The 11,917-nt window shown below is 72.0% G+C and carries 11 protein-coding genes and 1 pseudogene; 6 read left to right on the top strand and 6 right to left on the bottom strand.

Translation table 11 applies throughout. From position 1 onward, the window contains the following. Positions 1 to 295: 295 nt before the first annotated feature. Genes ABD308_RS05755 through ABD308_RS05745 form a run of 3 tightly spaced genes read right to left on the bottom strand, consistent with a single transcriptional unit; the run spans position 296 to position 3,542 of the window. Positions 296 to 1,390, bottom strand: a complete 1,095-nt coding sequence (locus ABD308_RS05755; RefSeq protein WP_344327713.1) for a threonine aldolase family protein — start codon at positions 1,388 to 1,390, stop codon at positions 296 to 298. Continuing rightward, positions 1,387 to 2,145 (bottom strand): SDR family oxidoreductase, encoded by a 759-nt coding sequence (locus ABD308_RS05750; protein ID WP_344327704.1) that lies wholly within the window; start codon positions 2,143 to 2,145, stop codon positions 1,387 to 1,389. The genes ABD308_RS05755 and ABD308_RS05750 overlap by 4 nt, the downstream gene beginning before the upstream one ends. Then, positions 2,142 to 3,542, bottom strand: a complete 1,401-nt coding sequence (locus tag ABD308_RS05745; protein WP_344327695.1) for a DUF6421 family protein — start codon at positions 3,540 to 3,542, stop codon at positions 2,142 to 2,144. The genes ABD308_RS05750 and ABD308_RS05745 overlap by 4 nt, the downstream gene beginning before the upstream one ends. A gap of 350 nt (positions 3,543 to 3,892) precedes the next feature. Between ABD308_RS05745 and ABD308_RS05740 the strand changes: the two genes are divergently transcribed. Both ABD308_RS05740 and ABD308_RS05735 read left to right on the top strand, forming a co-directional pair. Continuing rightward, the gene (locus ABD308_RS05740; protein WP_344327664.1) at positions 3,893 to 4,462 is read left to right on the top strand and encodes a DUF5134 domain-containing protein; all 570 of its coding nucleotides are present in this window, start codon (positions 3,893 to 3,895) and stop codon (positions 4,460 to 4,462) included. 152 nt (positions 4,463 to 4,614) lie between these two features. Beyond that, entirely contained in the window at positions 4,615 to 5,577 is a 963-nt protein-coding gene (locus tag ABD308_RS05735) for a M56 family metallopeptidase (protein ID WP_344327658.1), read from the top strand. A gap of 52 nt (positions 5,578 to 5,629) precedes the next feature. Here ABD308_RS05735 and ABD308_RS05730 read toward each other — a convergent pair whose 3' ends face one another. Then, positions 5,630 to 6,061: a MarR family winged helix-turn-helix transcriptional regulator gene (locus ABD308_RS05730; protein ID WP_344327652.1), complete on the bottom strand. Its 432-nt coding sequence runs from the start codon at positions 6,059 to 6,061 to the stop codon at positions 5,630 to 5,632. Positions 6,062 to 6,149: 88 nt separating this feature from the next. Between ABD308_RS05730 and ABD308_RS05725 the strand changes: the two genes are divergently transcribed. Further along, complete coding sequence (locus tag ABD308_RS05725) at positions 6,150 to 7,673, top strand: MFS transporter (RefSeq protein ID WP_344327633.1); 1,524 nt, start codon at positions 6,150 to 6,152, stop codon at positions 7,671 to 7,673. Between the two features lie 196 nt (positions 7,674 to 7,869). Further along, complete coding sequence (locus ABD308_RS05720) at positions 7,870 to 8,583, top strand: TetR/AcrR family transcriptional regulator (RefSeq protein WP_344327629.1); 714 nt, start codon at positions 7,870 to 7,872, stop codon at positions 8,581 to 8,583. Here ABD308_RS05720 and ABD308_RS05715 read toward each other — a convergent pair. Continuing rightward, a complete protein-coding gene (locus ABD308_RS05715; RefSeq protein ID WP_344327623.1) occupies positions 8,493 to 9,359 on the bottom strand; it encodes a helix-turn-helix domain-containing protein in 867 nt (288 codons plus the stop codon). The two genes, ABD308_RS05720 and ABD308_RS05715, sit on opposite strands and share 91 nt — an antisense overlap. Before the next feature lie 412 nt (positions 9,360 to 9,771). Between ABD308_RS05715 and ABD308_RS05710 the strand changes: the two genes are divergently transcribed. Further along, positions 9,772 to 10,299, top strand: a complete 528-nt coding sequence (locus ABD308_RS05710; protein ID WP_344327619.1) for an ATP-binding protein — start codon at positions 9,772 to 9,774, stop codon at positions 10,297 to 10,299. 325 nt (positions 10,300 to 10,624) lie between these two features. Here ABD308_RS05710 and ABD308_RS05705 read toward each other — a convergent pair whose 3' ends face one another. After that, on the bottom strand, positions 10,625 to 10,897 hold the full coding sequence (locus tag ABD308_RS05705) for a DUF397 domain-containing protein (protein ID WP_344327616.1): 273 nt from the start codon (positions 10,895 to 10,897) through the stop codon (positions 10,625 to 10,627). Between the two features lie 513 nt (positions 10,898 to 11,410). On the opposite strand from ABD308_RS05705, the pseudogene ABD308_RS05700 reads away from it, so the two are divergent. Further along, a pseudogene (locus ABD308_RS05700) lies at positions 11,411 to 11,917 on the top strand (hypothetical protein); the annotation flags it as partial.

The following is an 11,917-nucleotide window of genomic DNA, read 5'->3' as shown; positions in this document are numbered from 1 at the left end:
CAACATATCTGGCGTTGACTTTTGGCACGCTGTTGAGTTCTCAAGGAACGGACGCTTCCATCAGGCGGCTTTCACACCGGCCTTCCGGGCGCTTCGTTCTTTCGTGTTTCCAGCTTATCAGATGTTTTCCGCTCCGTTTTCCGGAGTTTCATTCACCCGACTTCGCTTTCCACTTGTCCCCGCTCTCTCGCGGCGACTCCGGAACTGTATGGGAGGCGGCACGCCACATGCAAATCGTCCCGCCCTGCTGGCGCAGGACGGGACGATCGGCGGGGCTCGGGGCCTGGATCAGGCCTCAGCCGCGGCCCATCTCCTCGGCGATGGCCGCCGCGAAGGCGTCGATGTCGGCCTCCGTGGTGTCGTAGGCGCACATCCAGCGGACCTCGCCGGTGTGCTCGTCCCAGAAGTAGAAGCGGTAACGCTTCTGCAGCCGCTCGCTCACCTCGCGCGGGAGGATCGCGAACACCGCGTTCGCCTGGGCGGGACGGACGACGGTGACGCCGTCGATCCCGCGGACCGCCGCCTCCAGTCGGCTGGCCATGGCGTTGGCGTGGCCGGCGTTGCGGAGGTAGAGGTCACCGGAGAGCAGCGCCTCGAACTGGACCGAGACGAAGCGCATCTTCGACGCGAGCTGCATCGAGGTCTTGCGCAGGAACTTGATGTTCCGGACCTTCTCGGGGTTGAGCACGACCACGCACTCGCCGAACAGCAGGCCGTTCTTCGTGCCGCCGAAGGACAGCACGTCGACGCCCACGTCCGTGGTGAAGGCGCGCAGCGGGACGCCGAGCGAGGCGGCCGCGTTGGCCAGGCGCGAGCCGTCCACGTGGACCAGCATGCCGAGCTGGTGCGCGTGGTCGACGATCGCCCGGATCTCCTCCACGGTGTAGAGGGTGCCGAGCTCGGTGCTCTGGGTGATCGAGACCGCGAGCGGCTGCGCGCGGTGCTCGTCGCCGTAGCCCCAGGCCTGCCGGTCGATGAGCTCGGGGGTGAGCTTGCCGTCCGGGGTGGGGACGGTGAGCAGCTTGATGCCGCCCATCTTCTCCGGCGCGCCGCCCTCGTCCACGTTGATGTGGGCGCTCTCGGCGGCGATCACCGCGCCCCAGCGCGGGAGCAGGGCCTGCAGGGCGACGACGTTCGCGCCGGTGCCGTTGAAGACGGGGTACGCCTCGGCCCGCTCGCCGAAGTGGCCGCGGAAGACGTCCTGCAGGTGGGCGGTGTAGTCGTCCTCGCCGTAGGCGATCTGGTGCCCGCCGTTGGCGAGGGCTATCGCGGCGAGGATCTCGGGGTGCACGCCGGCGTAGTTGTCGCTGGCGAAGCCGCGGACGGCGGGGTCGTGCCGCCGTACCGCGTCCGTGCGGCCGGTGAGGTCGGTCGCGGGGTGGTCGGTCATTGGGCTGTCAGCCACAGGTGCTGTCCGTTCAGTTCTTCTGCGGGGCGGTCCCAGAGGCCCGCCAGGTGTGCGGCGAGGTCGGCGGTGTCGGTGAAGCCGGCGAACTTCGCGTCCGGCTTCTCGGCCCGCATCTCGGGACTGACCAACGCCTTGATCACCAGGATCGCAGCCGCGGCGGTGGGCTTGCCGTCCTCGGCGGTGGTCTCCTTGCGGAAGGAGTCCGCCATGGCGAGCGTCCAGGCCTCGGTGGCGGCCTTGGCGGCGGCGTAGGCGGCGCCGCCCGCGGTCGGCTTGTGCGCGGCCGCGGCGGAGATCATCGCGTAGCGGCCGGACTCGCTGCGGACCAGGGCGGGCTGGAACGCCAGCGAGGTGTGCTGGAGGGTCCGCACGACGGTGTCGTGCAGGAAGTCCCAGTCGTCGATCCGGCTCTCGAAGAAGGTCTTGCTGCCGCGCCAGCCGCCGACGAGGTGGAACACGCCGTCGACGTGGCCGTGCTCGGCCTCCAGGTGGTCGGCCCAGTCGTGGACCTCCTGCGGGTCGAGGAGGTCGATGACCTGGCCGCTGAGCCGGGCTCCGCGCACGGCGACGCGCACGGTGTCGAGCGCGGCCTCCAGGCGCTGGGCGTCGATGTCGGCGCCGATGACGGTGGCGCCGTCGGCGGTGAGGCGGCGCAGCACGGCCTGGCCGGCCGGGCCACTGGCTCCGGCGACGGCGATGACCTTGCCGGTCAGCGGTCCCTTGGGTGCGGTGGTCACGCGGCGACTCCCTGCAGGCCGGCACCGGTGATGCCGGTGGTGGAGGCGATGACGCCGCTGAGCTTCTTCGAGAGGGCCTCGTAGAACATGCTCAGCGGGAACTCGTCGGGGAGCACGGCGTCGCACAGGGCCTTGTTGAGCGCCTTGCCGTCGGTGAGGTCGAACGGCAGCGCCTCGGTGCCCTTGGCCCAGGTGGAGGCGGGGTGCGGGGTGAGGTAGCGGGAGACCAGCTCGTAGGCGGCGATCCAGTGGGCCGGCTTGGGGCGGTCGATGCCGTCGCGGTAGAGGGTCTCGATCTCGGCGCAGAGCGCGTTGGTGACCTGCGGGGCGCGGTCCCAGTCGATGCTGAGGCGGTTGTCGCGCCAGCGCAGCGCGTCGTGCTTGTGCAGGTAGGCGAAGAGCAGCTGGCCGCCCATGCCGTCGTAGTTGCGCACGCGGTCGCCGCTGACCGGGAAGCGGAAGAGGCGGTCGAAGAGGACGGCGTACTGGACGTCGCGGGCGTGCTCGTTGCCCTCGGCCTCCAGCTGCACCGCCTCCTTGAAGGTGGTGAGGTCGCAGCGGAGCTCCTCCAGGCCGTACATCCAGAACGGGCTGCGCTGCTTGATCATGAAGGGGTCGAACGGCAGGTCGCCGTGGCTGTGGGTCCGGTCGTGGATGAGGTCCCAGAGCACAAAGGTCTGCTGCGCGCGCTCCTGGTCCTCCAGGAGGCTCGCGGCGTCGGCCGGGATCTCCAGGCCGAGCAGGTCGACGGCGTTGGTGGTGACCACGCGGAAGCGGGCGGCCTCGCGGTCGCAGAAGATGCCGCCCCAGGTGAAACGCTCCGGCGCCTTGCGCACGGCCACGGTCTCGGGGAAGAGGACGGCGGAGTTGGTGTCGTAGCCGGCCGTGAAGTCGTTGAAGGTGATCGGCACGAACATCGGGTTGTCGAAGCGGGTCCGCTCCAGCTCGGCGAGCCACTCGGGCCACACGACGTTCAGCAGGACGGCCTCAAGGTTGCGGTTCGGGTTGCCGTTCTGGGTGTACATCGGGAAGACGACCAGGTGCTGCAGGCCGTCCTCGCGCTGGTCGGCGGGCTGGAAGGCGAGCAGCGAGTCCAGGAAGTCGGGCTCCCGGTAGCCGGTGTCGGCCCACTTGGCCAGGTCCGCGTCGACGGCGGCCAGGTAGGCGGCGTCGTGCGGGAAGTGCGGGGCCAGTTCCGCGACGGCGGTGCGCACGGTGGCGACCAGCGGGTCGACGGTGTGGCGCTGCACGGCGGACAGGTCGATGGAGCCGTCCTTGGACTGCAGGGGGCGCAGGGACTCGACGGCGTCCTTCAGACGCAGCCAGGCGGGGTGCTCGGCGAGGTTCTGGACCGGGGCGTCGGCCGCCACAGCGAGCCTTGGCGAAAGATTCTGCATCGGGGACTCACTTCGACAGGAGGGTTTTCAACGAGACCACCATAAGTACGAAAGGTTCTTCTGTTCAAGGGGGGTCTTGGCGGCGGATCTTCGGCGGCCTCCGGTTGGAGCGGGCGCGGCAGGCGGTGAACGGCCGGCGGGATCTTCCGGACGGCACCGGACGAAGCCTCCCAAGCCGACCCTGCCGCGCGTGTCCGGCCGCCGCCACCGGGGGACGCCGCCCCCCGGCGTGGGCCTCCCGTCGCACCACGGTGGGCACGTCCATGCGCCCCCGCACGCGCCCTGCTGCCGGGGGCGGTGAGCGGTGATCGTGGACGGGACGCCCGTCCGCGCCGCCCGGGAGGCCGACGTTGCACGGTCCGGACCTGGTCAGCTGGTTGCTCGCCGCCCTCACCGCGGCCTCCGGCGGCTACTGCCTCTCCCGGCTGCGCCGCGCCCCGTGCAGCCCGGCGGACGGGGCGACCGCCGGGCTGCGGCGGCTGCGGCTGCGCGCCCACGAGTCGGACCTCGCCGAGGGGCTGATGGGCTGCGGGATGGCGGCGATGGCGGTGACCGGGACGGCCGTGCCGGGCGAGGTGTGGGCCTGGGTGTACGGTCCGCCCGCCGTGCTCCTGCTGCTGGCCGCCGTCCGCCACCCGGCCCGGCGCGCGCACCGGCTGCACCACGCGGTCGGCGCGCTGGCGATGACCTACATGGCGCTCGCGATGGCGGCGGGGCCCGGTCACGCCGGGCACCACGCCGCGACCGGCTCGCCGGCGCTGACCGGCGCGCTGCTCGCCTACTTCGGCGGGTACGCGCTGTGGTCCGGCGGCCGGCTGCTGAACGGGTCCGGCGGGGTGCCGGTGGCCTCGGCCGGGCTCCCCCGGGCCTGCCGGCTGTCGATGGTCATCGGCATGTTCGCCATGCTCCTGACCATGTAGCCGTCGCGCGGGGCCGGGAGGACCCGCCACGCCGGGGCGCGGCCGTGGCGTTGGTCACGGGTGGCCGAAAGTCGTACCACGGCGCCCCGCCAGCGCATAGGTTGACGGGAAGCGCACTGTCGCGCTCCGTGCGTCCTCGGGGAGCCCATGCCATGACGGCCCTGCTCGGCCTGCTGCTGCTCGGACTGCTGCTCGCCACCGTCGCTCCCCGGCTGCTGACCCGGGCGCGCTGGGTGGAGCGCGAACCGGTGCTGGCGCTGCTGGTCTGGCAGTGCCTGGTGGTGGCCGTGCTGCTGTGCTGCGCGCTGAGCCTGACGCTCGCCGCGATGGCCGCCCTCCCCGCCCTGCGCGAGCTGCTGTTCTCCTGCGCGCCGAACGGCGTGGAGGACGCGTACGGACTGCACAACGCCGAGGGCTGGGGCCGGCTCTGCGCGGCGGTGCTGGCGGCGGGCGGCCTGCAGACGGTGTTCGCGCTGACCCGTGAGGTCCGTACCGCGAAGGCGCTGCGCGACCGCCGGCACGCCCAACTGGCCAGTCTGTCACCACCGTTGCCGGAGTCGATCGAGCCGGCCTCGGGTCAGGGCGCCCGGCCGCGCCGGGAGCGGCTGGTGGTGCTGGAGAACGTCCGCCCGGAGGCGTGGTCGCTGCCGGGACACGACTCCCGCCTCGTGGTGACCACCGGGGCGATGCGGCAGCTGACCGACCGGGAGCTGGCGGCGGTGCTCAGCCACGAGCGCGGACACGTCCGGGCCCGGCACCACTGGCTGGCGCAGGGCGCCCAGGCGCTCGCCTCCGGTTTTCCCGGGGTCGGGGTGTTCAGCGCCTTCCGGGACCAGGTGGGCGAGCTGGTGGAGCTGGCGGCGGACGACCGGGCGGCGCGCCGGCACGGGCGGCACACCACCGCCCTCGCGCTGGCCGAGATCAATCTGGGGCGCGGGGTGTTCGGCGCCTGCCCGCCGGGGCTGGCGCAGTCCCCGAAGCGGGTGGACCGGCTGCTGGCGGGGCGGCCCCGGCTGTCCGTGCCGAACCGGCTGCGGCTGACCCTGGTCGCCCTCGCGGCGCCCGCCGCGGCCGTCGTTCTGGCCGTCGCACCGGGCCTGCTCGCGCTGCGCTGAGCGGCCGGACCGACCGTCAACGCGGGTGCGCGGCGGGCGGGTTGGCCGGGGGTCAGCCGGTGATCGGCCCGCAGGGGGCCACCGGGTCGTCGGCCAGGGTGAGCGAGAGCACCTCGCGGTGCAGCGGGCGCGCCTCGGTGTAGCGCCGGCACCCTTCCTCGGTCAGCGCGACCATGATCCCGCGCCGGTCGTCGGTGCACATCGCGCGCATCACCAGCCCGGCCTTCTCCAGCCGGCCGATCAGCCGGGAGAGCGCGCTCTGGCTGAGGTGCACGGTGGGGGCCAGTTCCTGGACCCGCAGCCCACGGCCGGCGCCGTCACAGCCCTCGACCAGGCGTTCCAGCACCTCGAACTCACTCATCCCCAGGCCGTGCTTCTCACCGAGTTCGCGGTCGAGCAGGCAGGCGGTCTGGGCATGACGGGCCAGCAGGTCGCGCCACTGGGCGACCAGACCTGCCTCCGCCGGGGAGTCGAGTTCAGCCACGTCGCCACAGTATCACGGGCGACGTCAACTTATGCGTTCACATCTAATTCACTTGCATTGGATGCACATGCATGTAGCCTCTTCGACCATGACCACAGCGACCGCCGCGACACCCGACGCACCGTCAGCAGCCGGGGACCACTGGACTCCCCGCCTCTGGGGCACCCTGATCGTGCTCTGCGCCGCGCTCTTCCTGGACGCCCTGGACGTCTCGATGGTGGGCGTCGCCCTCCCGTCCATCGGCTCCGAACTGCACCTGTCCACCTCCACCCTGCAGTGGGTGGTCTCCGGCTACGTACTCGGCTACGGCGGACTGCTGCTCCTCGGCGGCCGCACCGCCGACCTGCTCGGCCGCCGCCGGGTCTTCCTGGTCGCGCTCGCCGTCTTCGCCGCCGCCTCCCTGCTCGGCGGCCTGGTCGACAACGGCGGCCTGCTGATCGCGGCCCGCTTCATCAAGGGCGTCGCGGCCGCCTTCACCGCGCCGGCCGGCCTGTCGATCATCACCACGACGTTCCCCGAGGGCCCGGCCCGCAACCGGGCGCTGTCGATCTACGCCACCTGCGGCGCCAGCGGCTTCTCGCTCGGCCTGGTGCTCAGCGGGCTGCTCACCTCGGTCGGCTGGCGCTGGACCTTCCTGATGCCGGTCCCGATCGCGCTGATCGCCCTGGTCTTCGCGATCCGGCTGCTCCCCCGCCCGGTCGAGGAGAAGCCGCACGGCCGCTACGACGTGCTCGGCGCCATCACCGGCACCGGCGCCGTCCTCCTGCTGGTCTTCACCGCCACCGAGGCGCAGGGCGCGGGCTGGCTCAGCGCGCGCACCCTGGGCTCGCTGGCCGCCGTGGTGCTGCTCGTCGCGGCCTTCCTGGTGATCGAGAGCCGCACCGCGCACCCGCTGGTGCGGCTCGGCATCTTCCGCAACGGCGCGGTCGCCCGGGCCAACGTGATCGCCTTCACGATGGCCGGCGCGTACGGCGGCTTCCAGTTCGTGGTCACGCTCTACCTCCAGGACCTGCTCGGCTGGTCGGCCCTGACGATGGCGCTCGGACTGCTCCCGGCCGGTGCGATGGTCGCCCTGTCGGCGCCCTTCATGGGCCCGGTGGTGGACCGCTTCGGCACCGGACGGCTGATGCCGATCGGGCTGCTGGCCCTGGCCGGCGCGTTCGCCCTGTTCATGCGGCTGGACGAGCACGGCTCCTACCCGGCGCTGGTGCTCCCGTCGATCGTGCTGCTCGGCGTCGGCTTCGCGCTGGCCTTCCCCTCGGTGAACATCGCCGCCACCGACGGGGTGGCCGACGAGGAGCAGGGGCTCGCCTCCGGGCTGGTGAACACCGCGGTCCAGGTGGGCACCGCGGTCGTGCTGGCCGGCGCCACCGCGATCATCACCGCCGGCAGCGACGGCGGCACCGGCGCCCAGGCCCAGCTGGACGGCTACCGGCCCGCGCTGCTCTTCGTCACCGCGGTCGCGCTGGTCGGCCTGGTGGTCGCCGGCGCCGGCGCCGTGCTCGACCGCCGGAAGAGGGCAACTCCCCTGTCGGTGCCGGACTATGATTATCAGTCAACGAGCCGGGAAGACCTGGACGGGCGGCGCGGCGAGATCCTCAGCAAGAGCTGATCCACGAGCAGGGCGCCGGCTCTACCAAACCCCCGTGTTGGTAGAGCCGGCGCCTCCGTACGAACCGAACCCGACCGCCCGGCCGAGCGCCGGCCGCCACGGTTCGGTCGCCGGCCCGGCCAGTATATTGGCCGCCAGCCAACGAACGTACGGAGCAGACACGATGGCACCTCGCGGGGATTCGGTCAATGAGGAGATGCGCCAGCGCTCCCGGCTACGCATCATGCGGGCCACCGTCGAACTGGTCGACCAGCGCGGATACGCCGGCACCACCCTGACCGACATCGCCGAGCGGGCCGGGCTCGCGCGCGGGCTGCTCTCCTACTACTTCGACGGCAAACGGCTGCTGATGCAGTCCGCGACCCACCGGATGATGCACCAGGCGCTCTCGGCCGCGCTCGACGAGCTGGCCCGCGACGCCGGCCCGGAGGCCCGGCTGGCCCGGGCCATCGACACGGTGCTCGGCCTGGCCATGGACCACCCGAGGGTGATGCGCTCGCACCTCGCGCTGATCCTCGACCCGGACACCGGCGCCTTCGTCCAGGACCCGGAGCAGCAGCGGCTCGGCGCCATCCTCCAGGGACTGCTGCGCGACTGGGGGGCGCCGGACCCGGCGGCCGAGCACGCGGTGCTGCGCAGCGCGCTGATGGGCGGCTGCATAGGAGTGCTGCTGCCCGGGGCGGAGGTGCCGCTGCCCCCGATCCGCGCCGACCTGTTCGGCCGCTACGACCTGCCCTGGCACCTGGGCCGCCCGCCGCAGCCGCTCCCCCGTCGTGCTCCGGTCCGCTCCCGGTCTCCCGGTCGCCTCCCGGCTGCCGCTCAGCGTTCCTTCAGGATCGAGGCCAGCAGGTCGATGGTGCGCTCGGGCGTGAGACTGTCCACGCAGAGCCGCTCCATCACCTGGATGTAGGCGTCGACGTCGTCGCGCTTGTCCAGGTACAGCGCGCTGGTCAGCTGCTCCAGGTAGACCACGTCCGCGAGGTCCTGCTCGGGGAAGCGCAGGATGGTGAACGCGCCGGACTCACCGGCGTGCGCGCCGAAGCGGAACGGCATGACCTGGATGACGACGTTGGCCTCCTCGGCGGCGTCGATCAGGTACTGGACCTGGCCGCGCATCACCTGGGGCCCGCCGACGGGCCGCCGCAGCGCGGCCTCGTCGATGACCGCCCAGAGCCGGGGGCTGTTGCCCTCGGTGAGCAGCTTCTGGCGGCGCATGCGCAGGCTGACCCTGCGCTCCACCTCCTCCTCGCTGATCACCGGCCGACTCTGGCCGAAAACCGCCCGCGCGTACTCCTCGGACTGGAGCAGGCCGGGGACGAACTGGACCTCGTAGGTACGGATGAGGGCGGCGGCCTCCTCCAGGCCGACATAGGTCTGGAACCATCCCGGCAGGACGTCGTTGAAGCTGTGCCACCAGCCCGACTTGTTCGCCTCGCGGACCAGGCCGAGCAGTGCCTCGCGTTCGAGGCCGTCGTCCACGCCGTAGAGGCTGAGCAGGTCGGCGACGTCACGTTCCTTGAAGCTGACCCGGCCGAGTTCCATCCGGCTGATCTTGGACTCGGAGGCGCGAATCGCGTAGCCCGCGTCCTCGCGGGTGATGCCACGCGTCTCGCGGAGCCGGCGCAGCTGGGAGCCGAGGAGGATCCGGCGGACCATCGAGCCGCCGCCCGGCTGAACTGTGGTCATGCGGTCCTAACCTCCACCTAGGGCAAACAGCGCACAGTCTGCCATCAGTTGAGCGCTCACGGTGCCGATACTGACGGATGTTCCTATCAGTTCCGCACTCCGCACACCAGAATGCACGTGCATCCGGCGCTTGCATATGCCATTTGAACGACTGCACGTGAATCGACTCTTGCATCTGCAGTGAGCGCAGAGCACGATGGTGCACGTGCACCTGCACATCCCTGGCAATCCCGCGGGCTCCGCGTCGACCCCACGCGCGATTCCGTGCACCGGCCCGGCAGCGCCCCGCGCCTCCGGGCCCTCGTGCGCGCGCGCCTGGTCGAGGGCGGCCGTGCGGCCGAGCGAGTCGGAGGTGACCGGCATGACCCCGGCGGGTCCAGCCGTGTCCGCCCCCTTATGGGAGGAGCTCTTCATGAGCACCGGAACGGCCTTGGCAGTCGACCCCCATGTGGTCACCTGTACGCTCGCGCCCCGCTATGAGGCCGTCAGAACCGCGCGCGACTTCGCCAGGAGCTCCCTGCAGCGCTGGGGGCTGGGCGAGCTCTTCGACGATGTCGCGCTGGTGGCGTCGGAGCTGGTGACCAACGCGCTGCGGCACGCCATCGGCGCGTGCCCCACCGCGGTGGACGACTACGACTTTCCCACGTCCCCGGCGGCGGAGAGCCGGCTGCCGATCCGAATAAGCCTCGTGCACCGCGCGCCCCAGGTGGTCTGCGCGGTGAGCGATCCCAGCAGCATCGGCCCGGTGGCCCGCGAGGCGGACTTCGTGGCGGAGTCCGGCCGGGGCCTGCACCTGGTCGACTCGTTCAGCCGCTCCTGGGGCTGGCACCCGCTGGGCGGCGGCAAGATCGTCTGGGCGCTGTTCGAGGCCGAGGAGACGTCGCGACCGGCGTCCGCCCCGGCGGCGGAGTTCGGCGGACGGCACCGGCGCTCGGCCTAGGCGGCACCCGGCCGACCCCGCGTGCGGCGGAACGGCCCAGGGACCACGGAACCACGGAACCACCACAGCACGGCGAAACGGCACCTCCGGAAGCGGCGACCGGCGACCCTCGGGCAGCGGGCACCGGCAGCCCCCGGCGGTGACGGCCCCCTCCGATCCGCGTGCGGCGGCTCGGCACGGTGGCGGCCCGCGCAGGCCGTGAGTTTCAGACGCGCTCAGGCGCGGGGACCCGGGCCGTGCCTCCCGGCGGGAGTCCGGACAAGACAAAGGCCGTCGTGGTGTCAGCACCCACGACGGCCCCCCGATTGGTGAAGCCGGCGGCCGGTCAGACCGCCAGGTGGTCGAACTCCCCGTCCTTCGCCCCCAGGAGCAGGGCGGCTATCTCGGCCCGGGTGTAGATGAGCGCCGGGCCGTCCGGGAAGCGTGAGTTGCGCATCGCCACCTCGCCCCCCGGCAGGGCGGCGAACTCGACGCAGTTCCCCTGGGAGTTGCTGTGCAGGCTCTTCTGCCAGACCACGCCCTCAAGGTCGGTCGCGGCCATCCCGTTGTACGGGTCGTACGTGTCGTACGAATCGTGCGTGTCACGCGTGTCGTGCATAGAAATCTCCCGAAGAGCTCCGGAGTGGGTCGTTCAGCTCGGCGCCCCGGCCCCGGCCGAACGGACGGGCCGGCCCCGTACCGGCCCGGCACAACGCCTCACTTGACGTGATGATAGCTCCAGTGCACGTGCATCAGCACGGGACATTGCAGGTGCACGGCCTTTTCGACACCGAACCGGAACTCTTCACAAGGCCCCCTGCTGACGGTACGTAAACGGACATAGCCGACTGAATCGGCAAGTCTCCGATAACCGCCCGTAGGCGACCACCCGCCGAGTGTTGATCTTCGAACGCCGGGAGTCGCCCTCCCGTGACCCTCCGTCAGCTCGCCCGCGCGCTGTGAGACATCTCACGCACGGAGACCGCAACGCGGTTCCCGTTCCAGCGCATCTGACCGGGTAGCGGGAGAACCGCCGTTCGAGGGCCGGTTATGTCCGATTTTCGCAGTGGCCGCCCTTCCGGTTCGGCAGCCGACTGCGGACCGGGTGGGCCGATGTCCTACGATCTCCGCCATGAGCACCGCAGCCATCCCGGGCGCGCCACTGCCCGTCCGCACCCCAGGCTCCCGTGCGCGGGGGCGCCACCGCCGTCCCGAGCGCCCCGAGATCCCGACCGGTTCCCCGGCCCTGCTGCTCGCCGTCCCCGCGGCCGCCGGGCCTGACTCCCGGTCCGTCGTCGAGGAGCTGCTGTCCATCGTCCGCAGCGAGCAGAACGGCGTCCGGACCGTCGCCGGCTACCTGCCGTCCGGTGACGGCGAGACGGGCGACGAGCGCACCGTCGCCGAGCTGCTGGCCGAGACGGCCGAGGCCGGCCTGCCCGCGCCGGTCGTGGTGCCACTGGTGCCCGGCCCGCACGACTTCCTGCCCGCGCTGCACGGGCTCGCCGCCGAGTACGGCGCCCCCGTCACCGACACGCTGGGCCCGCACCCGCTGCTCGCCGAGGCCGTCCACGTCCGCCTCTCGGAGGCCGGCCTGGCCCGCGCCGACCGGGCCCGGCTGTTCGCCATCGCGACCGCCGCC

This window comes from Kitasatospora putterlickiae (assembly GCF_039527695.1).
Lineage (GTDB): Bacteria > Actinomycetota > Actinomycetes > Streptomycetales > Streptomycetaceae > Kitasatospora > Kitasatospora putterlickiae.
Note: the sequence above shows the minus strand (reverse complement) of the source record. Positions and strands in the feature narration are given on the sequence as shown.

Bases quoted from the DNA above. Each gene is read 5' to 3' on its own strand.
- ABD308_RS05755 (WP_344327713.1), bottom strand. From the start codon at position 1,390: ATGACCGACCACCCCGCGACCGACCTCACCGGCCGCACGGACGCGGTA.
- ABD308_RS05745 (WP_344327695.1), bottom strand. From the start codon at position 3,542: ATGCAGAATCTTTCGCCAAGGCTCGCTGTGGCGGCCGACGCCCCGGTC.
- ABD308_RS05735 (WP_344327658.1), top strand. From the start codon at position 4,615: ATGACGGCCCTGCTCGGCCTGCTGCTGCTCGGACTGCTGCTCGCCACC.
- ABD308_RS05725 (WP_344327633.1), top strand. From the start codon at position 6,150: ATGACCACAGCGACCGCCGCGACACCCGACGCACCGTCAGCAGCCGGG.
- ABD308_RS05720 (WP_344327629.1), top strand. From the start codon at position 7,870: ATGCGCCAGCGCTCCCGGCTACGCATCATGCGGGCCACCGTCGAACTG.
- ABD308_RS05715 (WP_344327623.1), bottom strand. From the start codon at position 9,359: ATGACCACAGTTCAGCCGGGCGGCGGCTCGATGGTCCGCCGGATCCTC.
- ABD308_RS05710 (WP_344327619.1), top strand. From the start codon at position 9,772: ATGAGCACCGGAACGGCCTTGGCAGTCGACCCCCATGTGGTCACCTGT.
- ABD308_RS05705 (WP_344327616.1), bottom strand. From the start codon at position 10,897: ATGCACGACACGCGTGACACGCACGATTCGTACGACACGTACGACCCG.